Source organism: Xanthomonas bonasiae (assembly GCF_014836395.1).
Lineage (GTDB): Bacteria > Pseudomonadota > Gammaproteobacteria > Xanthomonadales > Xanthomonadaceae > Xanthomonas_A > Xanthomonas_A bonasiae.
On the sequence record NZ_JACSQX010000011.1, the window covers coordinates 52870 to 79501 of the forward strand.

Below are 26632 nucleotides of genomic sequence, written 5' to 3' on the forward strand. Positions count from 1 at the left end.
GGGCCAGCCATGCCGGATATCCGTGCCGTGGAGCCCGTTTGCGCCCGTCCGTTTCCTCTCCTTTTCCCGGTGGTGCGCCAGCGCTGGTGCCGCCGCCCAACGACGCCGCCGATTCCATGACCTGCTCCGCTCCGCGCCACCTGCTGCACCTCGCCCTGCTGTCCGTCCTGTCCGCCGCTGCCGTGCCGTTGCGCGCCGCCGAGGCCGACGCCAGCCAGCCCACCACCCTGGACAAGGTCGAGGTCAACGGCAGCCCCACCCGCGCGCAGCCATCGACCACCACGCGCCTGCCGCTGACGCTGCAGGAGACGCCGCAGTCGGTCAGCGTGCTCGGGCTGCAGCGGCTGGAAGAGGAATCGCTGTTCAGCATCAACGATGTGTTGCGCAACGTCACCGGCGTCAACGTGTCCTTCTACGACACGCAGCGCCCGCTGTACTTCGCGCGCGGCTTCCAGATCACCGACTTCCAGGTCGACGGCCTGCCCACCTACAGCGGCTCCACCAACCAGGAATACGACATGGTCTTCTACGACCGCGTCGAGGTGATCCGCGGCGCCAACGGCCTGCTCAGCGGCGCGGGGATTCCCTCGGCCACGGTCAACATGCTGCGCAAGCGCCCCGGCAAGACCTTCGATGCGTCGTTCGCGGCCAGCGCCGGCAGCTGGGACTTCCGCCGCACCCAGGCCGATGTGACTGCGCCGCTTACCGACGATGGTCGCTTCCGCAGCCGCTTCGTCGCCGCCTGGCAGGACCGCGACTATTACTACGACCATTACCACGAGCAGAAGATGTCGGGCATGGCGGTGCTGGAAGGCGACCTGACCGAGTCCACCACGGTGACCGTCGGCTACCAGCGCCAGGACAACGATCCGGTCGGCTCGACCTGGGGCACGGTGCCGTACTTCGCCGCCGACGGTTCCTTCGCCGATCTGCCCAGCTCGACCAACCTGGCGCCGAAATGGGCGTACTGGAAGCGCAACACGCATACCGCCTTCGCCAATCTGGAGCAGCGCTTCGGCGAGGACTGGCTGCTGAAGGTCAACCTGGCCCGCACCGACGGCGACGTGCGCAACCTGCGCGTCTACGGCAGCGGCTATCCGGACACGCGCGACGGCAGCGGCATCTACCTGCGCGCCGCCGCAGGCGAGACCACGGACAGGCGCGACGGCGCGGATGTATACCTGTCCGGTTCGTTCCCACTGTTCGGCCGCGACCACGACCTGGTCGTCGGCGGCAGCTGGCAGGACCTGCAGTCGGCCGCCTCCACCCTGGCGCTGCGCTATCCCGGCGACTGGGCAACGTGCGGGCGCGAGCGCTGCTACTACATTCCCAACGTCTACGATTGGGACGGCGACATTTCCGAGATCACCTACGCGCGCACCGGCGCCTCGCGCGTGGCCCGCACCACCCAGCGCGGCGTGTACGCGTCCACGCGCCTGCGCCTGGCCGAGCCGCTGTCGCTGATCGCCGGCGCGCGGCTCAGTTCGTGGACGACGCGCACGCACAACTTCAACGCCAGCGGCGTCTACACCGGCACCAGCGGGCGTTACCGGGTCAGCGACGAAGTCACGCCTTACGTCGGCCTGGTCTACGCGCTCACTCCGGACATCTCGGCCTACGCGAGCTACACCGAGATCTTCAATCCGCAGAACTACAAGGACAAGGACAACAACCTGCTGGCGCCGGTGCAAGGCTCCAACCGCGAAGCGGGCCTCAAGGCCACGCTGTTCGGCGGCCGCGCGCTGCTCGGCGCCGCACTGTTCGAGGCGCGCCAGGACAACTACGCGGTGCGCGACATGAGCCAGCCCGAGGCTTCGCTGCCCGACGGCAGTTCGGCCTACATCGGCATCGACGGCACCAAGAGCCGCGGTTGGGAACTGGACTTCAACGGCGAGCTGCGCCCGGGCTGGACGCTCAACGCCGGCTACACCCGCGCCAAGGTCACGCGTGCGCCGACCGACGCGATCTACGCCAACCTGCCGGAGGACTATCTGCAGCTGTCCACGCAGTTGCGTCTGCCCGGCGCCTGGCAGCGGCTGAGCATCGGCGGCGGGCTCAGCTGGCAGAGCGCGGTGCGCGGCTACAACATCCCGCGTCCGGTCGGCGACGGCAGCGGCGCCGAGACCGCGGTCACCGTGGTGCAGGACGCGTACACGCTGGTGCACCTCAACGCGAACTACCAGCTCGGCGCGCAGTGGACCGCGACGCTGGCGGTGCGCAATGCGCTGGACAAGAAGTACTGGGCGAATCTGGACTACCAGAACTACGGCGAGCCGCGCTTCGTCAGCTTCACCCTGCGCTGGCGTTACTGAGGATCGGCAAGGCGGTGGCTGTTCCTTCTCCCATCGGGAGAAGGTGGCCCGCAGGGCCGGATGAGGGTACGAGCGAAGCCTCGTGCACCACAAACGCCGCGAGACGCTTCGCGCCGCACCCTCACCCCAACCCCTCTCCCGACGGGAGAGGGGCTAGCGGCTTGTTTCCTTCTCCCCTCGGGACCATGGCCCCCTTTTCGGGGGAAGGTGCCCCGAAGGGGCGGATGAGGGTACGGGCGCAGCCTCGTACACCCAACTCCGCGAGACGCTTCGTGGCGTACCCTCACCCCAACCCTTCTTCCGGTGGGAGAGGGGCTAGCTCACTCCTGCTTCTTGCACGGATCGTCGCGGCCGATCAGGCGGCCCAGGCGCGAGCGCGGTTCGCACGGCGGCGGTGCCGGTTGCGCGGCCTTGGCCGCGGCCGCGGCGGCCGCCGCGCGCTGTTGCTGCAGCTGCGCCAGCTTGGCCTTGATCTGCGGCATCGCCGCCAGCGCGGCCTTCTCGCCTTCCAGGATGGCGGCGTTGCGCTGGGCGAAATCGGCGGCGCCGATGTCGTTGACCTTGGGCCGGATCACGATGTCCGCGCGCGCCAGTTCCTGCTGGCCCAGGCGCTGGCCCATGATCGCGATCGACTGGTTGACGATGCCGAGCATGCCGGCCGGGTTCTTGCCGCTGGCCTTGCTGGAGATGTCCACCGCGACCACGAAGTCGGCGCCGAGCTGGCGCGCGGCGTCCACCGGCACCGGGCTGACCACGCCGCCGTCCACGTAATGGAACTTGCCGATGGTCACCGGCTCGAACACCCCGGGAATGCTGCTGGAGGCGCGCACCGCCTGGCCGGCGTTGCCGCGCACGAACACGGTGCGCTCGCCGTCTTCCAGGCGCGTGGACACCGCGGCGAAGGGCTTGCCTAGCTTTTCGATCGGGCGGTTCTTGAGCTGGGCGTTGACGTAGTCCTGCAGGGCCTGGCCCTGCACCAGGCCGCCGGAGAACAGGCGCATGTCGCGGATGCTGGTCTCGTCCAGCGCCACCGCGGCCTGCTGCATCTGGAACGCGTCCATGCCGCTGGCGTACAGCGCGCCGACCACGCTGCCGGCGCTGGTGCCGGACACCACCACCGGCTCCAGCCCGTTGGCCTGCAGCATCTTGATCACGCCGATATGGGCGAAGCCCTTGGCCGCGCCGCCGCCCAGGGCGATGCCGATGCGCAGCGGCTTGGCCGCGGCGGTCGGTGCCGGCCCCACCACCACCGGTGCCGGCGTCGCCGGCTTGGGCTCGCCGCCGCACGCCGCGAGCAGGCCGAACAGGGACAGGGACAGGAGCAGGCGTGGGGAACGGAAGGCGGTCATGGATGCGGCGTCGTGGAAGGAGAGGGCGGAGCCGGCGCGAGCATACCGGGATCGGCCTGCACCGCCCACGACCGGAGGTCATGCACGCTGGCGCACGCGGCGGCACCGCGCGAACGCGGCGCCGGCTACCAGCGCAGCAGGCGCGGGCCGAGCGCGGCGCCGAGCGCGGTCGGCAGCGCCATCCCCAGCGCGTACCAGAGTGCCCAGAACGGGACCGCCATCTCCGGGCAATGGAGGCAATAGGCCATGGTCGCCAGCGCGCCGCCGAGCAGCCCGCCGACGGCGCCGGCCGCGCGCAGGCGGGTCGGCGCCAGTCCGCGCAAGGCCCAGAACACGCTGGCGAAGGTCGGAATCGACAGCAGCGCGATGTTGAACGGACAACTGTGCCAACTCTGGCCCTGCAGCAACGGCAGGCGCAGGTCCGCCGGTGCCGTCCACAGCGCGGCGATGGCGGCGATCCACACCGTTGCGACCGGGACGCCGATCGCGACGGCGGCTGCGCCGACCCGCCGCCCCGGCGTGGCCAGGCGCCAGGTCGCCAGGCCGGCGACGGCGGCCATGCAGGCGGCGAAGCCCAGCTTCGCCCAGAACGCCGGATCGACGGCCGCCGCGGCCAGGTCCGGGCGGACACCGAACACCGCCGCCGCCAGCAGCAGCGCCCCCAGCATCCCGCACGGCAGTGCCAGCGCGAACCGCCGGGCGGAGACATGCCGGTCCACGCGCAGCGGTTCCTGCGCCAGCAGCGCGATCAGCTCATCGGTCTTCATGTCGTACTCCTGATCTTCAGCGCCAGCGCCTTGAGTCCGCGATGCACGCCGATCTTGACCGCCGATTCGGACATGCCGGTCAGCCTGGCGGTCTCGCTGACCGACAGGCCTTGCAGCTTCACGTGCACGATCGGCAGGCGGTGCCGGTCCGGCAATTGTTCCAGCAGCCGGCCGATCTCATGGCGTGCGTGCGCCGGAGCGTCGTCCGCATGCGCGAACAGGTCGTCGGCGGCATCCAGCGGCAGATGCAGCGGACGCTTGCGCGCGTGCGCCCGGTAGAAGTCCAGCAGCTTGTACCGGGCGACCGCATATACCCACGCGGTCAACGGTTCGCTGCGGCGGTAGGTGTGGCGGCTGTTGTGGATGGCCAGCAGGGTCTCTTGCAAGATGTCCTCCACGTCATCGGGCGCGTGGGTCAGGCGTCGGCGCAGGAAGCCGCGCAAGTGGGCGCTGAGTTCGTCGAGGAAGGCGCGGTAGTCGCGCGCGTCGCCATCCAGGCCGGCCACGAACAACAGGCGCAGACGCACCTCCACCGCCTGCAGCGCGTCCAGGCGGCTCATTGCGCCACGCGGCCGGCGGCCGGGCGAGGGATGCGGCGGGAACGGCGGAGGACGGACATGCGGCGTTCTCCAGGGCGGCCTGGCGGACGCCGGCCAGGCAGGATACGACGGCGCTGTCCTGGCCGCAGGACCGGCCCCCCGTGCCCGCCCGTCATCGCTGCCGCCACCAGGCAGCGCCAGGCGCCGCAGCCGGTCGTGCAAGGCGGGCAACGCACGCGCCCGCCGCCGCAATGGATCGCGCTGCAGGCGCAGCCCGTCCGTCCACGGCCGCCACCGGCGTCTGGCTGTTCACGGTTGCTTCCCCGTCTGTGGTCATGTCAGCGGTAGTTCGCCGCATCCGCGGCGGCGGTTACAGCCGACGCCGCCTTCTTTCTTTTTCGCCCGCATCGGCGACCGGCTGTAACCGCGGCGGCGTTCGCCGCGAATGCAGAAGGGTTCCGGCCGCCGCGTGCACTCGCGGCCCGGTCCGTCCCTTCCCTTTTCCGCAGGAGCATTCCCATGAACGTACGCAACGCTGCAACGGCGGCCCTGACCCTGGCCGCTCTCGTCGCCGGAGCCGCGATGGCACAGGGTGCCGATCCCGCTGCCCAGCCCAAGCCGATGGAGAAGTGCTACGGCATCGCCAAGGCCGGCCAGAACGATTGCAAGGCCGGCGCGGGGACCAGTTGCGCGGGCACGTCGAAGCGCGACTACCAAGGCAACGCCTGGAAGAACGTGCCGGCCGGCACCTGCGTCGGCATCAAGACGCCGAAGGGCCATGGCACGCTGACCCCGATCGGCGCCTGAGCGCGGCGCCGCGGCCATGCAGCTCGGCGCCGGCATCGGCCTGAAGCCGCAGCACTACGCGCAGGCGCTGGACTGCACTGCGCCAGGGCTGTGGTTCGAGGTGCACCCGGAGAACTATCTGGTCCAGGGCGGGCCGCGGCTCGCCTGGCTCGAGGCGATCGCCGCGCGCCACCCGCTGTCGCTGCACGGCGTATCGCTGTCGCTGGCGGCCGATGCCGATCCGGACGCGCGGCACCTGCGCCGTCTGGCCGCGCTCGCCGAGCGGGTCCGGCCGTGGCAGGTGTCCGAGCACCTGGCCTGGTCGGTCTGGCGCGGCCGCTACCATCCGGACCTGTTGCCGGTACCGCGCAGCGCCGCGGCGCTGGCGCGCGTGGTGAGCAATGTCCAGCAGGCGCAGGAGGCGCTCGGCCGCCCCCTGGCGATCGAGAACCCGAGCCATTACCTGGCGCTGCCCGGGCACGCGTGGAGCGAACCGGAGTTCCTGGCCGAACTGGTGCGCCGCAGCGGCTGCCGGCTATTGCTGGACATCAACAATGTCCATGTCAGCGCGCACAACCTCGGTTTCGATGCCTACGCCTATCTGCACGCCTTCCCTGCCGATGCGGTGGTGGAAGTGCATGTGGCCGGCCATGCCGAGGATGCGGCGGACGAGCGGACCCTGCTGATCGATTCGCACGATGCGCCGGTGGACGACGCGGTCTGGGACCTGTACGCGCATTTCCTGGACCTCGCCGGGCCGCGGCCGACGTTGATCGAGCGCGATGGCGACGTGCCCGCGTTCGAGGCGCTGCTGTTGGAGCGCGATCGCGCGCAACGGCTGCTGGAGCGGGCCGCGACGCGTCGGCGGTGGGCGGCATGAATGCGTTGGCGCAGTTCCAGGACGGATTCGCGCGCGCGCTGTACGGCGATGGCGACGCCGGCGGCCTGGCGGCGCAACCGGGATTCCGCATCTATCGCAACACCGTGCTGCGTGCCTGCATCGACGCGCTGCAGGCGAATTTTCCGAGCGTGCAGCGGCTGGTGGGCGCGGCATGGTTCGAGGAGGCGGCGCGTGCCTATGCCCGGCGCTGCCCACCCGACGATGTGCGCCTTTTGAACTACGGCGGCGACTTCGATGCGTTTCTCGCCGCGCTTCCCGAGGCCCGGCAACTGCCCTACCTGCCGGGCGTGGCGCAACTGGATCGCAGCTGGCGCGAGGCGCATGTCGCGGCCGATGCCGCGGTACTCGATCCGCAGGCCGTGGCCGCCTTGCCGCGCGAGCAACTGGCCGGCGCGCGCGTGGCCGTGCATCCGAGCGCGCGCTGGCATTGGTTCGAGGCGCTGCCGGTGTACGCGATCTGGTGCGCGCAGCGCGATGCGGCGCCGGTGCCCGAACTTGCGTGGCGCGGCGAAGGCGCGCTGCTGCTGCGGCACGGCGGCCAGGTGCATCGGCAGGCGCTGGGCCTGGGCGGTTGCGCGCTGCTGGAGGCCTGCCGCGGCGGCGCCACGCTGCAGGCCGCCGCAGCGCAGGCGCAGCAGGCCGAGCCGGCGCTGGCCTTGGCGGACACGTTCGCGACGCTGCTGCGCACCGGCGCGTTTTCTTCCCTCGACCTTTCCTCCACGCAAGGAATTCCATGACGCCCCCTCTCGCTTCTTCGGACCCGCGCGCAGCGTGGAATCGTCTCGCCGCCGCGCTGTCGCAGCGGGTCGGCCACTCCGCGCTGGCCCTGCTGTTCCGGCTGTCGATCGCCGCGATCTTCTTCCTGTCCGGACGTACCAAGGTCAGCGGCGTGCTGACCATCACCGACAGCACCTACGCGCTGTTTCGCGAGGACTACCGCGTGCCGCTGCTTCCGCCGGAACTGGCCGCGCACCTGGCCACCTATGCGGAGCACCTGTTCCCGTTGCTGCTGGTGCTGGGCCTGTGCACGCGCCTGTCGGCGCTGGCATTGCTGGGCATGACCGCGGTGATCGAGATCTTCGTCTATCCCGATGCCTGGCCCACGCACCTGAGCTGGGCCGCGCTGTTGTCGTACCTGCTGGTACGCGGCGCCGGCACGCTATCGCTGGACCGTGTGTTGCGCATCGCCTGACACGCGTAGCGCGCTGTAACCGCAGCGACGCTTGCGGCGAAGTACCCGCTGCCAATTCGGCATCTGTCCATCCCCGAGGAACGTCCATGATCGCTACCCGTACCGTCACCGGTTTCGCCGCCACCGCCGCCCTGCTCGCCGTCGCCGCCGCCAGCGTCCCCGCTACCGCCAGCGCCGCCGCCAAGGGCGATGCCAAGCTCGTCGCCTGCTATGGCATCAACAGCTGCAAGGGCCAGTCCGATTGCAAATCCGGCAGCCACGAGTGCAAGGGCCAGAACGCGTGCAAGGGCCAGGGCTTCAAGGACGTGACGGTGAAGCAGTGCACGTCGGCCGGCGGCTCGCTGACTGCACCCGCCGCCTGAGGCGACGCCCCTGTTCCGGCCGGCGCCGCGCGCCCGGCCGGGACGACGCACGAGACCTTGCGCCAGATGGACACGATCGCCCCTTTCCACGGCTTCGGGCTGGGCCTGCGCCCGCCGCACTATCCGCTCTATCTCGAGGAACCGCCCGCGCTGGATTTCGTCGAGGCGATCTCGGAGAACTTCATGGTCGCCGGCGGCCGGCCGCTGCACGTGCTGGACCGCGTGCGCGAGCGCTACCCGGTGGCGCTGCACGGCGTGTCGATGTCGCTGGGCTCGGCCGATGGGCTCGATCGCGACTACCTGCTGCGGCTCAAGCGCCTCGCGCGGCGCGTGCGTCCGTTGTGGGTCTCCGATCACCTGAGTTGGAGCGCGGTCGGCGGGTTCAACGCGCACGATCTGCTGCCGCTGCCCTACGACGGCGAAGCGCTGGACGTCGTCTGCGCCAACATCGCCCATGCCCAGGACGTGCTGGAGCGGCCACTGCTGCTGGAGAACCCGTCCACCTATCTGGCCTTCGCAGGCGCCACCATGAGCGAAGCGGCGTTCCTGCGCGAAGTGTGCGCACGGACCGGCTGCTATCTGCTGCTCGACGTCAACAACGTCTACGTCAGCGCCAGCAATCACGGTGCCGACCCGCAGGCCTATCTGGATGCGCTGCCCTGGGACCGCGTGCGCCAGGTGCACCTGGCCGGCCACAGCCAGGGCCGCGAGTTGCTGATCGATACCCACGACCAACCCGTCTGCGATCCGGTGTGGGCGCTGTACGCGGCGGTGTGCCGCCGTATCGGCGCGATGGCGACGATGATCGAGCGCGACGACCGGATTCCGCCGCTGCCCGAGTTGCTGGACGAGCTACAGATCGCACGGCGTATCGCCGCCGACGTGGCACGCGCGGCCGCATGAGCCTGCTGGAGTTGCAGCGTCGCTTCTCGGGTTGGCTGCGCGATCCCGAGGCCGATGCGGACGCCTACCTGGATGCGCGTCAGCACCCGGGCCTGCGCGTGTATCGGCACGCTTACCGCGCGCAGCTCGGCGACGCGTTGCGCGACACCTACGCCACCACCCTGGCCTGGCTGGGCGAGGCCACGTTCGACGCGGCTGCGGCCGGCTACGTGGCGCGGCATCCTCCGTCTGCCTGGAACCTTGGCGCCTACGGCGACCGGTTCGGCGCCTACCTGGCGACGTGCCATCCCGAGCGTCCGGAACTCGCCGACCTGGCCTGGCTCGACCTGGCGCTGCGCCGCGTCTTCGATGGGACCGATGCGACGCCGGTGACGCTGGCGTCACTGGCCGGCGTGGACTGGGAGCAGGCGCGCCTGCGCTTCGTGCCGACCCTACGCCGCCGCCGCATGCGCAGCAACGCCGCGGCGATCTGGCTGGCCCTGTCGGAGGGGCGTGCGCCGCCCGCGGCGGTGCGCCTGCCCGAGGCGGTGACGCTCCGGGTCTGGCGCAAGGGCTTGTCGCCCTATTTCCAGAGCATGTCGCCGCTTGAGGCGAGCATGCTGCGCGATGCGCTCGCCGGGGCTCCGTTCGGAGTGTTGTGCCGGCACGCGCCTGGCGACGATCCGGCGGTGATCGGGCAGGTGCTGGAGCAGTGGTTGCGCGACGAACTGCTGGAGGCGGTCGCACCGGCGTAAGTGACGCATGCTTGCGCCGCCGCGACCGCGCCGGCGCGGCCTCAGAAGTTGTTGTCGCCGTCCAGCATCCGGCCCAGGCCGCCGAGCACCGAACCTTCGCCCCGGTTCTGCCCGCCGCCCTGCGGCGCGGCGGCGAACATGCGTCCGGCCAGGCGCGAGAACGGCAGCGACTGCAGCCACACCTTGCCCGGGCCGGTCAGCGTGGCCAGGAACATGCCTTCGCCGCCGAAGAACATGCTCTTGATGCCGCTGACCGCGCGCACGTCCATGTCCACCGTGGAATGGAACGCGACCACGCAGCCGGTGTCCACGTCCAGGCGCTCGCCGGCGGCCAGCTCACGCTCGACCACGCAGCCGCCGGCATGCACGAACACCCAGCCGTCGCCCTCCAGCTTCTGCATGATGAAGCCCTCGCCGCCGAACAGGCCGGTCATGATCTTGCGCTGGAAGTGGATGCCCAGCGACACGCCGCGCGCGCCGGCCAGGAAGCTGTCCTTCTGGCAGATCAGGCGGCCGCCGTGCTGGTCCAGCTTCATCGCCAGCACCGTGCCGGGATACGGCGCGGCGAAGGCGACCTTGGCCTTGCCCTGGCCCTGGTGGGTGAACACGGTGGTGAACAGGCTCTCGCCGGTGACCAGGCGCTTGCCGGCCGAGAACAGCTTGCCCATCAGCCCGCCGCCCTGGCTGTTGGAGCCGTCGCCGAACACGGTGTCCATCTGCACCACGGCGTCCTTGAACATCAGCGCGCCGGCCTCGGCGACCGCGCTCTCGCCCGGATCCAGCTCGATCTCCACGAACTGCATCTCGTGGCCGACGATGCGGAAGTCGATGTCGTCGGCGCGACCGCTGCCGCCGGGCGGGGGCGGCAGGTCCGGCGGCAGGCTGGCCGCGCTCGCGCCGCGCAGTTCGTCGATCTGGTCGGCCGGCTTCCAGCCGCTTTGGCCCTGGCGCCAGGCCATTGCGGCGGGGTTGTTGCGGGCGAAGGCGATGGCGTCGGCGTCGTCGAACGGACCGGAGCGGGTCTGCTCGCTGCCGGTCAGGAAATACCACTGGGTCATGGCTGCAGGTCCTTGGCGGAAATCTGCGGCGAGTCTAGCCCGCCGTCCCGGTCGGTTCGCATCTGTCCAAAGGCATGGGGCGGCGGCCCATCGTGAAGTCGGGGACGGCAGTGTGGGAGGGGCTCCAGCCCCGACGCGTCGGACAGTCCGGCGTCGGGGTCGAAGCTCCTCCTACACGATGCGCTCGTTCTGGTGCGAGGTGCCTATGTCTCGTGACGCCGGCAGCGATTCGCCGGCGTCGTGGTCTTACGGCGGCTATCGCTTCGCTTACAGCGCGCTCTCCGGTCGCACCTGCAGGGTCGTGGCTTCCGTGGCGCAGTCCTGGGCCGGCGTCAGGCCCTGCGCGCGCGTGGCGGCGATCTCCTTGCGCGCGCCCTCCAGATCGGCGCGGAACGCCGGGTCGGCATGCAGCCGCGCCACCGTCGCCGCGCCCATGAAGCGGCCGGCCAGCACGTCGCTCTGCCAGTGCACGTTGCACACCAGCCGGCTTTCGCCGTAGTTGCGGCCGCGGGCGATCAAGGCGTCGGCGCGGTCGGGCGCGAGCTCGCCGAGGATCAGCGCCCAGGCCCAGCCGATGGCGCTGTGCCCGGAGGGATAGGCGCCGCTGTGGCGCAGCCCCTCCTCGTCGTCCGGGGTGCAGACCGGCTGCTGGTTGAGCATGAACGGACGCGGCCGCCGGTAGTGGTTCTTGGCGGCCTTGGTCGCGGCGCTGGCGTCGATGCGGCTGCGTTCCAGCAAGGTGTACAGGTGCGGGGTGCGTTGCGCATCGATGGACACGCCCAGCGCGCAGGCGAACTGGCCGGCGCCGGCCGGGAAGCTCAGATCGGCGTCGCGTGCGGCCTGTTGCCAGCGCGCGCTGCCGCGCAGCGCCAGCGCCTCGCGGTTCACCGCCTGGTCCAGCGCCTGCCCGGGCGAACCCTCGGCCGGCGGTGCCGGCACCAGTTGCAGGCTGGCCGGGACCGCGGCAGGCGCGAGGTAGCCGACCGCCTTGCCCGACTCGGCCGCGGCCATCGCCTGGTCCGCTGCCGGCGCCGCCGGCGCACGCGCGGGCGACGTGCTGCACCCGGCGAGCGCGAGCGCCAGCAGGGCGAGGGCGGCAGAACGGACACGGAAGGCAGGGGACGCGGGCATGCGATCTCGGGCGGGCGACGAGGGATCGGCCAGTGTACGGCCGGTGCCGTGGCGCAGCCGGCTGCCATGGCGCGGGTCGGAGGGTCTGGAGCGGGACTGCCTGCGGTAGCCAGATCGATGCGTCCAGCGTGCGCGCGAGGCGGCGTTGGACCGGGATGGCAGCAATCATGCCGAGCGGGTGGCGCAACCTGTGGGAGCGACTTCAGTCGCGACGAGCCCTACCGGTAATGCGTCGCGACTGAAGTCGCTCCCACAAAAAGCCCACACCAGCCGTAAACAGCTGGGGCGCATGCTCTAGCGCTGGCCTCACACGACCAGGCGCAGCAGGCAGCCGCTGTCGTGCTGCGCAGCGAGGTCGCCACGCCCGTGGCGGAGGCCTCAGCCCTCGTCGCGTTCCTGCCGCGGCGGGAAGCGCAACACCACCCCGCGCGGCACCGACGGCGGTTGCCACAGCACAGGCACCTGCGCCGGCGGAGGCGGCTCCAACTCGTCGTGCAAGGGCACCAGGGTTTCCTCGTCCTCGTCTTCCCAGCTGTAGCGCTTGCGCGGCGGCAGCGGGTCGCGGTGGCGCAGCAGCAGGGCCGCGACCGCGCCGCCCAGCGCACCGCCCAGGTGCGACTGCCAGGACACACCGGCTTCGTGCGGCAGCACCGTCACCAGCATGCCGCCGTAGAACAGGAACGCGATCATGCTGGCGGCGATCGCGGCGCGGTCGCGGCGCAGCAGGCCGAGCACGAACACCAGGAACAGCAGGCCGTGGGTGACGCCGCTGGCGCCCAGATGGTGGCTGCCGGGCTCGCCCAGCAGCCACGCGCCCAGGCCCGAGCCCAGCCACAGCAACGGCAGCGCCGCCAGGGTGGCGCGCGGATACACGCTGCCGGCCAGGGTGCCCAGGATCAGCAGTGCGCCGGCATTGGCGGCCAGGTGTTCCAGCGACCCGTGCAGCAAGGGCGCGGTCAGCAGCCCGAGCAGGCCGTCGGCCTGCTGCGGCCCCACCGACCACGGCCGCCAGTCGAACAGGCCCTGGCTGGCGAACACCGCCACCAGCACCGCGATCAGGGCGAGGCTGGCGTTGAAGGCGCGCAGGATCCGGGCCCGGTCGAAGCGGTCCTGCGCCTGCGCATCGTCGGCAGGCGGGGACGGGGAGAGCGAAGAAGTGTCCATGGTCCCTGGATGGCGGCGCCCATCGCCCAAGGCAAGGCGCCGCCGGTGGGAGGGACTGGCCACGGCCGCGGGACAATCCCGCGGCCGTGGCGCGCCTCAGTGCGCCGGCTTGGCCGGGCGCAGCAGGCTCAGCGCCACCGTCGCGCCGATGATCAGCGCTACCGCCAGCAGCGAGACCAGCACCGGGATCTTGTACAGGTCGATGATCAGCATCTTGGTGCCGATGAACACCAGCACGATCGCCAGCCCGTACGGCAGCAGGTGGAAGCGGTCGGCCATGCCCGCCAGCAGGAAGAACATCGCGCGCAGGCCCAGCACCGCGAACACGTTGGAGGTCAGCACCAGGAACGGGTCGGTGGTGATCGCGAAGATCGCCGGGATGCTGTCCACCGCGAAGATCACGTCGGTGATGGCGATCAGCATCAGCACCGCGAACAGCGGCGTGTACCAGCGCTTGCCTTCCTGGGTCACGCTCAGCGCGTTGCCGTGGTACTGCGGGGTCAGGCGCAGGTGCTTGCGCATGAAACGCAGCACCGGGTTGGCTTCCAGGTCCGGCTCCTTGCCCGCCGAGAACCACATCTTGATGCCGGTCAGCAGCAGGAACGCGCCGAACACGTACAGCAGCCAGTGGAACTTGGTCAGCAGCACCGAGCCGGCGAAGATCATGATCGCGCGCAGCACGATCGCGCCGAGCACGCCGATCACCAGCACGCGCTGGCGCTGCTCCTCCGGCACCGCGAAGTAGCTCATGATCATCAGGAACACGAAGATGTTGTCGACCGCCAGCGACTTCTCCACCAGGTAGCCGGTCAGGAACTCCAGCCCGTACTGGTTGCCGGTGGCCACGTCGATGGTCTCGCGCAGGTACCACCACAGGCCGGCGTTGAACGCCAGCGCCAGCCCGATCCAGCCCAGGCTCCACCACAGCGCTTCCTTGAAGGTGACCTTGTGCGGACCGCCGTGGCGCATCAGCACCAGATCCGCCAGCAGCGCCGCGATCACCACGATCGCGAAACCGCTCCACAACCACACGTTGCCTATCGTTTGCATGGGGAATTCCCGTCAGTGAAGGTTGAACCTCGGGCCGCGGCGGCGAGGCGTCCTGGACGGAAACGATGGGGTTCGTTCCAGGGAATGCCTTCGCCACTGCGGCGAAGGTCTCGCTCGCAGCCGATGGTCTGGCTGCCGTTGCACCGGAGCCTGCTGGCTCGAATTGACGGCGACAACGTTGGGAGCTACTCCCCTTCTGCGCCCATTCTTGCGGCTGGCGGCGGTGGCGTCAATCGGGGCGGATACAATGGCGTTCATGAATACTCCCCTGCCCGTAGTCCGCCTCAAGAACGCCTGGCGCTCCAGCCATCCGTGGATCTTCCAGAAACTGGTCGAAAAACCCGCCGCCAAGCCCAAGCCGGGCAGCCTCGTCGATGTGGTCGGGGTGGACGGGGAGTGGATCGGCCGCGGTTTCTACAATGGCCATTCGCGCATCGCCGTGCGCATCCTGGAGATCGATCGCGAGGTGCCGGTCGACGAAGCCTGGTTCGCCGGCAAGATCGCCGAGGCGGTGTCGCTGCGCCGTGACGTGCTGAAGCTGGACGCGGTGTCCGACGCCTGGCGCGTGGTGCATGCCGAAGGCGACGGCCTGTCCGGGCTGGTGGTGGACCGCTATGGCGATCTGCTGGTGGTGGAGTTCTTCAGCGCCGGCATGTTCCGCTACCGCGACTGGATCTACGCCGCGCTGCGCACCCAGTTCCCCGGCGCGCGCTTCTACAGCTTCGCCGAGGAGCACGTGCAGAAGCAGGAGAGCTTCGACTACCGCCCGGTGTCCAGCAGCGGCGAGCGCCCGGAGCCGGCGATCATCAGCGAATACGGCGTGCGTTTCCGCGCCGACCCGGCCGGCGCGCACAAGACCGGCTTCTTCGCCGACCAGCGCGAGAACCGGCAGTGGCTGAGCCAGCAGGTGGCCGGCAAGCGCGTGCTCGACCTGTGCTGCAACACCGGCGGCTTCGCCGTCTACGCCAAGGTGCGCGGCGCCGAGGAAGTGGTCGGCGTGGACATCGACGAGGACGTGATCGAGATCGCCAAGGGCAACGCCAAGCTCAACGACGTGCGGCTCAAGTTCGTGCAGTCCGACATCTTCCCGTACCTGCGCGATGCCGCCCTGCGCGGCGACCGCTACGACGTGGTGATCCTGGACCCGGCCAAGATGACCCGCGACCGCGACCAGGTGATCCCGGCGCTGAAGAAATACCTGGACATGAACAAGTTGGCGTTGGGCGTGGTTGCGCCCGGCGGCCTGTTCGCCACCTTCTCCTGCACCGGCCTGGTCGCCGAGCAGGAGTTCCTGGACATGCTGCGCCGCGCTGCGTATTTCTCCGGCCGCACCATCCAGATCCTGAAGGTGGCCGGCGCTGGCGCCGACCACCCGTTCATGGCCCACGTGCAGGAATCGCGCTATCTGAAAGCGGTGTTCTGCCGCGTGCTGAACTGAGCCGCCGCGGCGCGCCGGCGTGCGCCGCGCGCCGCGAGATCGCGTTACCACGGACACGCCGGGTGGGTTGCCGACACACCGCTGGCACTGCTGCGGGCTGATCAGCGCCCGCACAGTTACGTGTGCCGAGTCGGCCACGCCTTCACGCCGCAGCGCGTACCGCGCTGCATCGCACGCATCACGCCATTGCCCACCCGGCAACGCGCCTGCGGCGCGCGGCGACGTGCGCAACGGCAACGACGTTCGTCGATCGCATACCGCGCGAATTGCGCAACGTCGGCACTGATAACGCTTACATCGTGGTCTGCATCCCAGCGGATGTACGCATAACGTAGCTTTGTTGCGCCGCACGGTGACAAACGCCGGCACGCGGGATTAGGTTTGCGCCGTCGGGTGATAGCGCTATCACTCTCGGCCAGGTGCCGGGATCTGGTGCCGTCGCCTCACTCGCCGCGGCGGCAGCGCCGCACGGATTTCGATTCGGGTTTGCATATCGGCATTCGCTGTAGCGGGCGGCTTGGTCAGCGTCCGGGTTGCAACGGGCAGCGATGGCGCCCGGCGCCCTTCGGGGGAAGGCGCGATCCATCCATCGATCGAGACGTAGGGGATCACATGCAGGCATGCAGCGATGCGTGTCACGTACCAGGGACCGCTTCGACGTAGGCATGCGCCGCGTCGTACGCCGCAGACGGCGTTGCCCGTCCGACTCCAGCACCGAGGACATTCTGATGCGTCAGCAGTTGAAGAAGTTCCGCTCCAAGGCCATGTTCACCTTCGTCGGCGGGGTGCTGGTGATCAATCCGGCGTTCGCCCAGCAGGCGCCGCAGACCCAGGCGCAGACCCAGACCAGCCAGCAGCAGTCCTCTCCTGACGCGACCACGCTGGACACGGTCAGCGTCACCGGCATCCGCAACAGCCTCAACCAGTCGATGGGGATCAAGCGCGACAACGCCGGCGTGGTCGATGCGATCAGCGCCGAGGACATCGGCAAGTTTCCCGACACCAACCTGGCCGAGTCGCTGCAGCGCATCACCGGCATCTCGATCGAGCGCCGCGACGGCGAAGGCGCGCAGGTCACCGCGCGCGGCTTCGGTCCGCAGTTCAATGCGGTCACCCTCAACGGCCGGGTGATTCCCGGTGCCGACGCGTTCGGCGCGCCGGGCGCGGTGCCCAGCGGTGGCGTGGACGGCGGCACCCGCGCCTTCAACTTCGCCCAGCTCGCCTCCGAGGCGATCACCGGCATCGAGGTGTACAAGACCAGCCGCGCCAATGCGCCCAGCGGCGGCATCGGCGCCACCATCAACATCCTCACCGACCGCCCGTTCAACCACAAAGGCCTGGTCGCCAGCGCCGGCGCCAAGGCCGCGTACGACGACTCGCAGCCGTTCGACAACAAGGTCACGCCGGAAGTGTCCGGCATCTTCAGCTACACCAACCCGGACAAGACCTGGGGCATCGGCCTGAGCGGCAGCTACCAGAAGCGCCGCGGCGGATCGGTGCAGGCGACCGAGAACGCCTGGAACATCCAGCCCTGGACCGGCACCGATCCGGCGCTGCGCCCGGACGCCAACGTGCAGAACGCGCCGGCGATCGGCCAGCTCTACGGCATGCCCAACGACCTGCGCTACGCCTTCTCCGACTTCGAGCGCGAGCGGCTCAATGGGCAGGCGGTGGTGCAGTTCGCGCCGACCGACAGCCTGACCCTGACCCTGGACTACACCTACTCGAGCAACGAGATCACCGAGAATCGTGGCGAGCAGGGCATCTGGCTACAGCGCGCCAACAGCTTCACCGACCTGGTGTTCGACACCGGGCAGGCGGTGGCCACGCCGGTGTACCTGCGCGACGTGCCCAACGGTGCCAAGGACTTCGGCATGGAGCAGCAGCGCAGCATGCAGAAGTACAAGCTCGGCTCGCTGGGCTTCAACGCCGACTGGCAGGCCACGGACCGCCTGCGGCTGACCTTCGATGCGCACAACTCCAAGACCCAGAGCCTGCCCAACGATCCGGTCACCGGCGGCAGCGCCACCTATTTCAGCCTGGCCGGCACCAACAATTGCACCGGCGGCACCCAGTGCGGCGGCCAGTGGGCGCAGGAACTCTTTTTCAACAACGGCCTGCCGATCGGCGCGCGCACCTGGTACCCGACCGCGGCCGATTCCATCGCCGGCACCAACGGCCTGGTCAACCAGGATTTCTCCCCGGCCGAACTCGGTTCGCAGGTGCTGCGCATCTACTACCAGAGTCAGGTGACGGAGGTGAAGGAAGGGCGCGTCGACGGCCAGTTCGACTTCGACAACGGCCGCTTCCAGTTCGGCGTCAACAGCGCCAAGACCACGATGAACCGGCGCATCAGCGACACCTATTCGACGCTGGGCGACTGGGGCGTGGCCAATGCCGGCAACGAGCCGGGCATGCTGGCGCTGCTGCAGCCGGTCGGCATCACCGGTCTGTTCGAGGACTTCAACGCCAACGGCGCCGCGCCGGGGGCCTGGCGCGGCAACGCCGACCAGCTGGCGTTGTGGGCGGGCAACGCCTATGGCGCGACCACGCGCTACAACCCGCAGTTCAGTTCCGACAACCAGGTCGAGGAGAAGACCCGCGCCGCCTACATGCAGCTGGAGTTCGACGGCGAGCTCGGCGGCATGACCACCAATACCCGCATCGGCGTGCGCTACGAGAAGACCGACGTGATCTCCTCCTCGGAGGTGGCCACCCCGGTCGCGCTGGAATGGCAGGCCAACAACGACTTCCAGCTGCTGCGCTCCGACGAGGTGCAGCTGTTCAGCGAGAAGCACAGCTACAGCTACGTGCTGCCGAACCTGGACTTCAGCATCAACCTCACCGACTCGCTGAAAGCCCGCGCTTCGTTCGGGCAGAGCATCGCGCGTGCGCCGTACAACAACCTGGTGGTCGGCTCGACCCCGGGCACGCCGGGCGGCTCGATCCTGATCAACCCCTCCACGCGCGCGTCCGGCAGCACCGAGAACCCGAGCCTGGACCCGCTGGAATCCAACAACCTGGACCTGGCGCTGGAGTGGTACTTCGCCGACGCCAGCTACGTGTCGCTGACGTTCTGGGACAAGCGCGTGTCCAACTTCATCGGCACCAGCGTCACCCGCGAAACCATGTACGGCCTGCGCGACCCCACCTCCGGGCCGGATGCGCAGGCGGCGCTGGCCTTCCTGCAGAGCGGTGCCTGCGCCGCGCAGGTCGGCGCCGCCGGCAACGACGTGGCGGCGGCCTGCTCGGCCAACGACACCTCGCTGTTCTCGGCGATGGCGCTGCTGCGCAACGCCGCGGCCACCGGTGGACTGGGTGCCTACAACGGCAGCTCGGCGCAGACCCTGGCGCTGGAGAACGCCTACGACCTGGTCGGCGAGGCGGACGATCCGCTGTACGAATTCGACGTGTCGCGCCCGGTCAACCAGAACAAGGCCAAGATCCACGGCTGGGAACTGGGCGGGCAGTACTTCCTCGGCGACACCGGCTTCGGCGTCTACGCCAACTACACCCTGGTCAAGGGCGACGTCGGCTTCGACAACACGGTGCTGGACCGCGACCAGTTCGCGCTGCTCGGCCTCAGCGACACCGCCAACGTCATGCTGATGTACGAGAAGTACGGCTGGAGCGCGCGCCTGGCCTGGAACTGGCGCGACGAGTACCTGATCGCGGCCAACCAGAACGGCTCCAACCGCAACCCGTACTACGTCGAGCCTTACCAGCAGTTGGACCTGAGCGTCAGCTACGCGATCACCGACAACCTGTCGATCGGCTTCGAGGCGATCAACATCACCAGCGAGGACGTGCGCTGGCACGGCCGCTCGGAGAAGCAGGTGATCAAGGTGCTGGACCAGAGCCCGCGCTACACCCTGGGCGTGCGCTACAACTTCTGAGCCCGGCAGGCCGCGCGCGGCGATGGCCGCGTGCGGCAACGGCGCCCACGCCGCAGCGCGTCTTGCGGGCGCGGCGCTTTGCTGCAATGGTCGCGTGGCGCCCCACCCAGTTCCGCCACCGATCCGCCGGAGTCCAGATGGCCCGATACGAATTGCTCAACAACGTGGCCCACCAGGACCTGCGCGTGATCCTGCGCTTCGGCCCGGAGTTCGGCGACGCCACCGGCGTGGTCCAGGCGTTCCCGACCGAATACGCCGAGTTGCAGCGCGAGTATCCGATCCTGCTGCGCAAGGACCCGGACGGCGGCGGTTTCCAGTCGGTGGCGCTGCTGGGCTTCGAGCAGCAGGAAAACCTGTTCCTGCAGGACGCGCACTGGAATGCGGCGTACCTGCCGGGCATCGTCGCCAAGGGACCGTTCCTGATCGGATTCCAGGAGCAGCACGAGGACGGCGTGCTGCGCCGCGAACCGGTGATCCACGTCGATCTGGACCACCCCCGGGTGAGTTTCGACGAAGGCGAACGGGTGTTCCTGCCGCAAGGCGGCAACAGCCCGTATCTGGAGCACATCATCACCGTGCTGCGCGGCATCCGCGACGGCGTGGAAGGCGGCGACGCCATGTTCGCCGCCTTCGATGCGCTGGGCCTGATCCAGCCGCTGCGCATCGACGTGCAGCTCGGGCAGGAACACAACGTGCATCTGGCCGGGCTGTACGGCATCGACCGCGAACGGCTGGCGGCGCTGGATGCGGCGTCGCTGCATGGGCTGCACCGCGCCGGGTATCTGGAAGGGGTCTATCTGCTGCTGGCGTCGCTGCACAACATGCGCCGGCTGATGGCCGAGAAGCAGCGCCGCCTGCAGCACGTCGGCGTGGACGCGGTCGCCTCCGGGCAGGCCGCCTGAGCGGCGTGGACGCGTTGGCGGCGATTGCCGAGCGCAGCGATTGCCGGGCCGGCGCAGTGCCGCTGGCCGACCTGCTCGCCGCCGGCGAACCGGTGGTGTTGCGTGGCGTGGCGCGCGACTGGGCGCTGGTCCAGGCCGGCCTGCGCGGCACGCGCGAGGCCATGGACCTGTTGCGCGGGCACAGCAACGGCCGCGCGCTGCAGTACTCCTACGGCGCGCCGGAGATCGCCGGCCGGCCGTTCTACAACGACGACTTCACCGCGTTGAACTTCGACGTGCGGCGCAGCGACCTGCACGGCCTGCTGGAGGCGATCGCCGCGCACCTGGACGATCCGCGGCCGCCGGCCTACTACCTGGCCTCGCTGCCGGTGGACGACAGCCTGCCTGGATTCCGCGACGGCAACGATGTGGACTTCGCCGCGCATGGCATGCAGGTGCGGCCGAGCATCTGGATCGGCAACCGCATCACCGCGTCCTGCCACTACGACGCGCCGAACAACCTGGCCTGCTGCGCGGTCGGCCGGCGCCGCTTCACCGTGTTCCCGCCGGAGCAGATCGGCAATCTCTATCCCGGCCCGCTGGAGCCGACCCCGGGCGGGCAGGCGATCAGCGTGGTGGATTTCGCCGCGCCCGATGTCGCGCGCTACCCGCGCTTTCGCGACGCGCTGGCGCACGGCCGCAGCGCGGTGCTGCAACCCGGCGATGCGCTGTTCCTGCCCAGCCTGTGGTGGCATCACGTGGAAGGGCTGGAGCCGTTCAACGTGCTGGTCAACTACTGGTGGAGCAGCGCGCCGGCCCATCTGCCGGCGCCGATGCAGGCGCTGTATCACGCGCTGTGGGCGATCCGCGACCGGCCCGAGGCGGAGAAGGCGGCGTGGCGGGAGGTCTTCGACTACTACGTATTCGGCCCGGCCGAGCGCGCCGGCGCGCACCTGCCGGCGCCGGCGCGGCAGCTGCTCGGCCCGATCGACGACACCCAGGCGCGGCAGCTGCGCGCGATGCTGCTGGCCAAGCTCAACCGCTGACCACGGACCCCATCCAGGGCCGCGTGCGCCGCCGCGCGCGCCACCATTCATCACTGCAGGAGAGACGACGCAATGGCCCAGATACGCAAGGTGGTGATCGCGGGCGGCGGCACGGCGGGCTGGATCGCCGCCTGCGCGCTGGCGCACCAGTTCCGCGAGCTGCTGGACATCACCCTGATCGAGTCCGAACAGATCGGCACGGTCGGCGTCGGCGAATCCACGGTGCCGCCGATCCGCAGCTTCCACCGTTTCCTGCAGATCGACGAGCAGGAGTTCCTGCGCAGCGTGGCGGGCACCTTCAAGCTCTCCATTTCCTTCGAGAACTGGCCACGGCACGGCGAGCGCTACATCCACCCGTTCGGCCTCACCGGGCAAAGCACCCTGGTCTGCGCGTTCCACCATTTCTGGCTGGAGGCGCAGCGGCGCGGGATGGTCTCCGACCTGGGCGACTACTGCCTGGAAACCGTCGCCTCGCGCGTGGACCGCTTCGCGCTGCAACAGTCGCCGCCGGTCAACTACGCCTACCACCTCGATGCCGGGCTGTACGCGCGCCTGCTGCGCCGCCACGCCGAGCGCCACGGCCTCAAGCGCGTGGAGGGCAAGATCCAGCAGGTGCGGCAGCACGCCGAGAGCGGTTTCGTCGAGGCGCTGCTGCTGGAAGACGGCACGCTGATCGAAGGCGACCTGTTCATCGACTGCACCGGCTTCCGCGGCCTGCTGATCGAGCAGACCCTGCACACCGGCTACGAAGACTGGAAGCAGTGGCTGCCGTGCGATCGCGCGGTGGCGGTGCAGACCGAGGCGGTGGCGGCGCCGGTGCCGTACACCCGCGCCATCGCCCATGCCGCCGGCTGGCGCTGGCATATTCCGCTGCAGCACCGCGTCGGTTGCGGGCTGGTGTTTTCCAGCGCGCACCTGTCCGACGACGAAGCGCGCGCCAAGCTGCTGCACGACGCCGCCGCGCCGCCGATCAAGGACCCGTGGCTGGTGCCGTTCCGCACCGGCCGCCGGCTCAAGGCCTGGAACAAGAACGTGGTTTCCTTGGGCCTGGCCAGCGGCTTCATCGAACCGCTGGAATCCACCAGCATCCACCTGACCATCGCCGCGGTGATGCGGCTGCTCACGCTGTTCCCCACCGACGGCATCGCCCCGTCGATGGCGGACATCTACAACGACGTCAGTCGCGCCGAGATGGAACACGTGCGCGATTTCATCATCCTGCACTACCACGCCAACCAGCGCGACGAACCGATGTGGCGGGCCTGCCGCGAGATGACATTGCCCGACTCGCTGCAGCAGCGGCTGCGCGCCTGGCGCGAGCGCGCGCACGCCTGGCAGGGCAGCGACGAACTGTTCCGGGTGGATTCGTGGATCCACGTGCTGCTCGGCCAGGGCATCGTGCCGGCGCAGCACCACCTGCTGGCGCGCGCGTTGCCGGACCAGCAGCTGCAGCAGTTCCTCGACACGATCCGCCAGCCCATCGACCGCGCGGTGGCGCAGATGCCGTCGCAGCAGGACTTCATCGCGCGCTATTGCCAGGCCGGGCCGGAGGTATGGGCGGGACGCGCTGCAACCGCGGCGCCGGTGTCGGCATGATGATGCGTGCCGCCGCTCGCGGCGTGCCGCGGCGCGTATCGCTTGCCGTGCCAGCGGACGACCGGTCGGTGGCATAGTGCGGCGCGGCCTCGCCGCGGATCGAGGGGAGGTCGTCGTGCACAGACCAGCAGCAACCGCTTGCCCGGACCCGGCGTCGCCGCTGCGCTACCCGCCCGGCTATCCGCCGACCGGCAGGCGCGAACGATTCTTCATCGGCGTCAGATGGCTCGGCCCGGATCTGTCGTTCTTCGGTCGATTGTCGGCGCAGCAGAAGGCGCGCAGCGTCGATCTCATGGAACTGTGGGGTGGCGGCACGCGGCAGCGGGCGGCAAGCGCAATCGGGGCGATCCTGGCGCGGCGGCTACGCTGGCCCGGTCCGTGTTTCCTGCCCGACGACGTGTTCGCCGTCGTCTGCGGCGGACCGCGCTTCGAGATGCTCGACACCGGCGCCGACGTGGAGGATGCGATCGGCGAGATCCAGACGCAGCTCGGGATCGCACTGCCGGCGTCCTTCTGGGAAGGCACGGCGACGTGGACCCTGGGCGAGGTGGTCGATGCGTTGTTGGCGGCGGGCGCGGCCTGCGCCGAAGCCTGCGCGTCGCCTGCGCCTGGCTGAGCGGACGCCGCCGCGCCGCGCGGCAGGTTCGATTGTGCAGGGCGACCTGCGCGCCACCCCGATGCACCCACCTACCCGTCGCGGGGCAACCCGGCAGGCGTGGCATGGCTATCATCGAATCGTCGCCCTGTTCGAGAGTTCCTGCGCATGAACCTGCACGCCCTGTGTCTTTCCGTGTCGTTGGCGCTGGCCGCGGCGCTGCCGGCGCATGCCGTCGACTTCACCAAGGCGGAACTGGCGCGCGCCACCGCGCTGCAGCAGCGCCTGCTGACGCTGGATTCGCATCTGGATACGCCGGCCAATTTCGAGCGCGGCGATTTCGACATGATGGCCGCGCACGCCGGCAATCGCCTGGCGCAGGTGGACTATCCGCGCATGGTGGCCGGCGCGCTGGACGGTGGCTTCTGGGCGATCTACACCGGCCAGGGCGACCGCAGCGCGCAGGCGCACCTGGACGATCGCGACGCCGGGCTGCAGCGCCTGATGGCGATCCACGCGCTGCTCGCGGCGCACCCGCAGCAGTTCGGCATGGCCACCACGCCGGCCGATGCGGCGCGGATCAAGGCCGCCGGCAAGCGCGTGGTGTACCTGAGCATGGAGAACGCCAGCCCGCTGGTCGCCGATCCCACGCTGCTGCGCTTCTACTACGCGCAAGGCCTGCGGCTGATGAGCACGGCGCATTTCCTCAACAACGAGTTCGCCGATTCGGCCACCGATCCGAAGGGACCGGAATGGCATGGCTTGAGTCCTGCCGGGCGGGCGCTGGTGCAGCAGGCGCAGAAGCTGGGCATCGTCATCGACCAGTCGCATGCCTCCGATGCGGTGTTCGACCAGCTGATCGCGTTGTCGCCGGTGCCGATCCTGCTCTCGCACAGCGGCGCGCGCGCGGTGCATGCGCATCCGCGCAACCTCGACGATGCGCGGCTGAAGGTGCTGGCCGCGCACGGCGGGGTGATCCAGATGAATTCCTACGGCGGCTACCTGATCGACAATGGCGCCAGCCCCGAGCGCAAGGCGGCCGAGCAGGCACTGATCGCCAAATACGGCGGCTGGGAGCATCTGCAACTGGCCGATGGACCCAAGCTCGGCGAAGAGATGAAGGCGCTGGATGCCAAATATCCGGTGCGGCAGGCGACGCTGGACGACTTCTTCGCGCACCTGGAGCACGTGCTGGCGCTGATCGGTCCCGAGCACGTGGGCATCGGCATGGACTGGGACGGCGGTGGCGGGGTGGTCGGCATGGAGGACGTGTCCGATCTGCCCAAGATCACCGCCTGGCTGTTGCGCAAGGGCTACAGCGAGCAGCAGATCGCCGCCATCTGGGGCGGCAACGTGCTGCGGGTGATGCAGCAGGCGCAGGAGTGGGCGGCGGCGCAGGCGCGCGCCGGGTCTTCCTGAGACCTTGTGCCGGCGCGGCCGTCTCGCGCGATTGCGCCTGGCCGTGGCGCTTGGCCTGGCGCCCGCCGAGGGCTGACGGCCGGCCTAGCCCGGTCGCCGGAGTGCGCGGTGCCGCACGCGCCGAACCGGTGCTGTCGCATCGGCTAGCATCGGGGCGACCATGAAGATCGTCATCGCCCCGGATTCGTTCAAGGAAAGCCTGTCGGCGCTGGAGGCGGCCACGCAGATCGAGGCGGGGTTTCGCGCCGTGTTCCCGGCGTGGACCTACCTCAAGGTGCCGGTCGCCGACGGCGGCGAGGGCACGGTCGCGGCGCTGGTCGCGGCCAGCGGCGGCCGCATCGTCGGCCGCACGGTGACCGGACCGCTGGGGGAGCCGGTCGAGGCCTTCTTCGGCATCGCCGGCGATGGCCGCACCGCCGTCGTCGAAATGGCCGCGGCGAGCGGGCTGGCGCTGCTGCCGCCGGTGCGGCGCGACCCGCTGGCCGCCACCAGCTACGGTGTCGGCGAGCTGCTCCTGGCGGCGCTGGATGCCGGCGCGCGCAAGCTCATCGTCGGGGTCGGCGGTAGCGCCAGCAACGACGGCGGCGCCGGCATGGCGCAGGCGCTGGGCGTGCGCCTGCTCGACGCCCAAGGCCATGCGCTGGATCCCGGCGTGGGCGGTGGTGCACTGGCGAGGCTGGCGCGGATCGATGCCAGCGGCCTGGATCCGCGCTTGCGACAGTGCGTGATCGAGGTCGCCTGCGATGTCGACAATCCGCTGACCGGGCCGGCGGGCGCCTCGGCGGTGTTCGGGCCGCAGAAGGGCGCCACGCCGGCGCTGGTCGCCCAGCTTGACGCCAACCTGCAGCACTACGCCACGGTGATCGAAGCCGACCTCGGCATCGCGCTCGCCGGGTTGCCCGGCGGCGGCGCCGGCGGCGGCGTGGGCGCGGCGCTGGTGGCCTTTCTGGGCGCGCAGCTGCGCCCGGGCGCGGACATCGTCGCCGAGGCGCTGGGGCTGGACGCGCTGGTGGCCGACGCCGACCTGGTGATCACCGGCGAGGGCTGCCTGGACAGCCAGAGCGTCCACGGCAAGACGCCGCTCGGCGTGGCCCGCATCGCCAGACGCCACGGCAAGCCGGTGGTCGCGATCGCCGGCGGGTTGGGCGTCGGCGCCGAGCTTCTGCACGCGCACGGCGTCGACGCGATGTTCGGCGCGGTGCAGAGGGCCTGCACGCTGGAGCAGGCGCTGGCCGAGGCCGCGGCGAACCTGCGCCTGGCGGCCAGGAACGTGGCCGAGGCGATCAGGATCGGGCGCGGCCTGGGACGCTGACCGAGCGTGGCGTCGCACGCATGCGGCGTCTGCCGCGTCCGCAGGCCGGGTTCCTGACGCGTAACGGCCCGATATCCATGGGGGCCTGACTCCCGTGTGGCCTACTGCATCGACCCACCATACGCACCACGATGGTGCCAGTCTGTGCCGAGGATGGTGCGTAGCGGGCCTATTCAGCTACAATGTAAACGATTACAAGAA

The 26632-nt window shown here is 70.0% G+C and carries 23 protein-coding genes; 16 read left to right on the forward strand and 7 right to left on the reverse strand.

The genetic code is table 11. The features are described from left to right. Nucleotides 1-116 precede the first annotated feature (116 nt). The gene (locus tag H9658_RS17690) at nt 117-2312 is read left to right on the forward strand and encodes a TonB-dependent siderophore receptor (RefSeq protein WP_191826365.1); all 2196 of its coding nucleotides are present in this window, start codon (nt 117-119) and stop codon (nt 2310-2312) included. A 320-nt stretch (nt 2313-2632) separates the two neighbouring features. On the opposite strand, the gene H9658_RS17695 is transcribed toward H9658_RS17690, so the two are convergent. The 3 genes from H9658_RS17695 to H9658_RS17705 form a co-directional block, all read right to left on the reverse strand. Then, a complete protein-coding gene (locus H9658_RS17695; RefSeq protein WP_191826366.1) occupies nt 2633-3661 on the reverse strand; it encodes a patatin-like phospholipase family protein in 1029 nt (342 codons plus the stop codon). A gap of 125 nt (nt 3662-3786) precedes the next feature. Further along, nucleotides 3787-4428 (reverse strand): NrsF family protein, encoded by a 642-nt coding sequence (locus tag H9658_RS17700; RefSeq protein WP_191826367.1) that lies wholly within the window; start codon nt 4426-4428, stop codon nt 3787-3789. Then, nucleotides 4425-4988 (reverse strand): sigma-70 family RNA polymerase sigma factor, encoded by a 564-nt coding sequence (locus tag H9658_RS17705; protein ID WP_191826368.1) that lies wholly within the window; start codon nt 4986-4988, stop codon nt 4425-4427. Before H9658_RS17705 ends, H9658_RS17700 begins: the two co-directional genes overlap by 4 nt. A 498-nt stretch (nt 4989-5486) precedes the next feature. On the opposite strand from H9658_RS17705, the gene H9658_RS17710 reads away from it, so the two are divergent. The 7 genes from H9658_RS17710 to H9658_RS17740 all read left to right on the forward strand — a co-directional run bounded on the left by H9658_RS17710 (nt 5487) and on the right by H9658_RS17740 (nt 9845). Then, nucleotides 5487-5774 carry a BufA1 family periplasmic bufferin-type metallophore gene (locus tag H9658_RS17710; RefSeq protein WP_191826369.1) on the forward strand — a complete coding sequence of 96 codons (288 nt, stop codon included), beginning with the start codon at nt 5487-5489 and terminating at the stop codon, nt 5772-5774. A 16-nt stretch (nt 5775-5790) separates the two neighbouring features. Then, on the forward strand, nt 5791-6633 hold the full coding sequence (gene bufB / locus H9658_RS17715; protein ID WP_179570424.1) for an MNIO family bufferin maturase: 843 nt from the start codon (nt 5791-5793) through the stop codon (nt 6631-6633). Beyond that, nucleotides 6630-7391, forward strand: a complete 762-nt coding sequence (locus tag H9658_RS17720) for an HvfC/BufC N-terminal domain-containing protein (protein ID WP_191826370.1) — start codon at nt 6630-6632, stop codon at nt 7389-7391. Before bufB (H9658_RS17715) ends, H9658_RS17720 begins: the two co-directional genes overlap by 4 nt. Next, a complete protein-coding gene (locus tag H9658_RS17725) occupies nt 7388-7846 on the forward strand; it encodes a DoxX family protein (protein WP_191826371.1) in 459 nt (152 codons plus the stop codon). The genes H9658_RS17720 and H9658_RS17725 overlap by 4 nt, the downstream gene beginning before the upstream one ends. 86 nt (nt 7847-7932) lie before the next feature. Next, on the forward strand, nt 7933-8208 hold the full coding sequence (gene bufA2, locus H9658_RS17730; protein WP_191826372.1) for a BufA2 family periplasmic bufferin-type metallophore: 276 nt from the start codon (nt 7933-7935) through the stop codon (nt 8206-8208). A gap of 66 nt (nt 8209-8274) precedes the next feature. Beyond that, nucleotides 8275-9111: an MNIO family bufferin maturase gene (gene bufB / locus H9658_RS17735; protein WP_191826373.1), complete on the forward strand. Its 837-nt coding sequence runs from the start codon at nt 8275-8277 to the stop codon at nt 9109-9111. Further along, on the forward strand, nt 9108-9845 hold the full coding sequence (locus H9658_RS17740) for an HvfC/BufC N-terminal domain-containing protein (protein WP_191826374.1): 738 nt from the start codon (nt 9108-9110) through the stop codon (nt 9843-9845). The genes bufB (H9658_RS17735) and H9658_RS17740 overlap by 4 nt, the downstream gene beginning before the upstream one ends. A 41-nt stretch (nt 9846-9886) precedes the next feature. Here H9658_RS17740 and H9658_RS17745 read toward each other — a convergent pair whose 3' ends face one another. From H9658_RS17745 to H9658_RS17760, 4 genes are all read right to left on the reverse strand, one after another. After that, on the reverse strand, nt 9887-10903 hold the full coding sequence (locus H9658_RS17745) for a TIGR00266 family protein (RefSeq protein WP_191826375.1): 1017 nt from the start codon (nt 10901-10903) through the stop codon (nt 9887-9889). 267 nt (nt 10904-11170) lie between these two features. Beyond that, nucleotides 11171-12034: an acid phosphatase gene (locus H9658_RS17750; protein ID WP_191826376.1), complete on the reverse strand. Its 864-nt coding sequence runs from the start codon at nt 12032-12034 to the stop codon at nt 11171-11173. A 378-nt stretch (nt 12035-12412) separates the two neighbouring features. Next, nucleotides 12413-13198 carry a rhomboid family intramembrane serine protease gene (locus tag H9658_RS17755; protein ID WP_191826377.1) on the reverse strand — a complete coding sequence of 262 codons (786 nt, stop codon included), beginning with the start codon at nt 13196-13198 and terminating at the stop codon, nt 12413-12415. Nucleotides 13199-13294: 96 nt separating this feature from the next. Further along, a complete protein-coding gene (locus H9658_RS17760; protein WP_179570442.1) occupies nt 13295-14248 on the reverse strand; it encodes a TerC family protein in 954 nt (317 codons plus the stop codon). A 256-nt stretch (nt 14249-14504) separates the two neighbouring features. Here H9658_RS17760 and H9658_RS17765 point away from each other — a divergent pair, with 256 nt between their 5' ends. The 8 genes from H9658_RS17765 to H9658_RS17800 all read left to right on the forward strand — a co-directional run bounded on the left by H9658_RS17765 (nt 14505) and on the right by H9658_RS17800 (nt 26431). Continuing rightward, complete coding sequence (locus H9658_RS17765; RefSeq protein WP_191826378.1) at nt 14505-15686, forward strand: class I SAM-dependent rRNA methyltransferase; 1182 nt, start codon at nt 14505-14507, stop codon at nt 15684-15686. 728 nt (nt 15687-16414) lie between these two features. Next, complete coding sequence (locus H9658_RS17770; RefSeq protein ID WP_191826379.1) at nt 16415-19582, forward strand: TonB-dependent receptor; 3168 nt, start codon at nt 16415-16417, stop codon at nt 19580-19582. 137 nt (nt 19583-19719) lie between these two features. Continuing rightward, nucleotides 19720-20484: a SapC family protein gene (locus H9658_RS17775; RefSeq protein WP_191826380.1), complete on the forward strand. Its 765-nt coding sequence runs from the start codon at nt 19720-19722 to the stop codon at nt 20482-20484. A 5-nt stretch (nt 20485-20489) separates the two neighbouring features. Continuing rightward, nucleotides 20490-21509 (forward strand): cupin-like domain-containing protein, encoded by a 1020-nt coding sequence (locus tag H9658_RS17780; RefSeq protein WP_191826381.1) that lies wholly within the window; start codon nt 20490-20492, stop codon nt 21507-21509. A gap of 72 nt (nt 21510-21581) precedes the next feature. Further along, nucleotides 21582-23105: a tryptophan halogenase family protein gene (locus H9658_RS17785; protein WP_191826382.1), complete on the forward strand. Its 1524-nt coding sequence runs from the start codon at nt 21582-21584 to the stop codon at nt 23103-23105. Between the two features lie 76 nt (nt 23106-23181). Beyond that, a complete protein-coding gene (locus tag H9658_RS17790; protein ID WP_191826383.1) occupies nt 23182-23721 on the forward strand; it encodes a hypothetical protein in 540 nt (179 codons plus the stop codon). Nucleotides 23722-23868: 147 nt separating this feature from the next. Next, entirely contained in the window at nt 23869-25119 is a 1251-nt protein-coding gene (locus tag H9658_RS17795) for a dipeptidase (RefSeq protein WP_191826384.1), read from the forward strand. Between the two features lie 160 nt (nt 25120-25279). Continuing rightward, nucleotides 25280-26431, forward strand: coding sequence for a glycerate kinase (locus H9658_RS17800; RefSeq protein ID WP_191826385.1), 1152 nt, complete (start codon nt 25280-25282; stop codon nt 26429-26431). Nucleotides 26432-26632 lie beyond the last annotated feature (201 nt).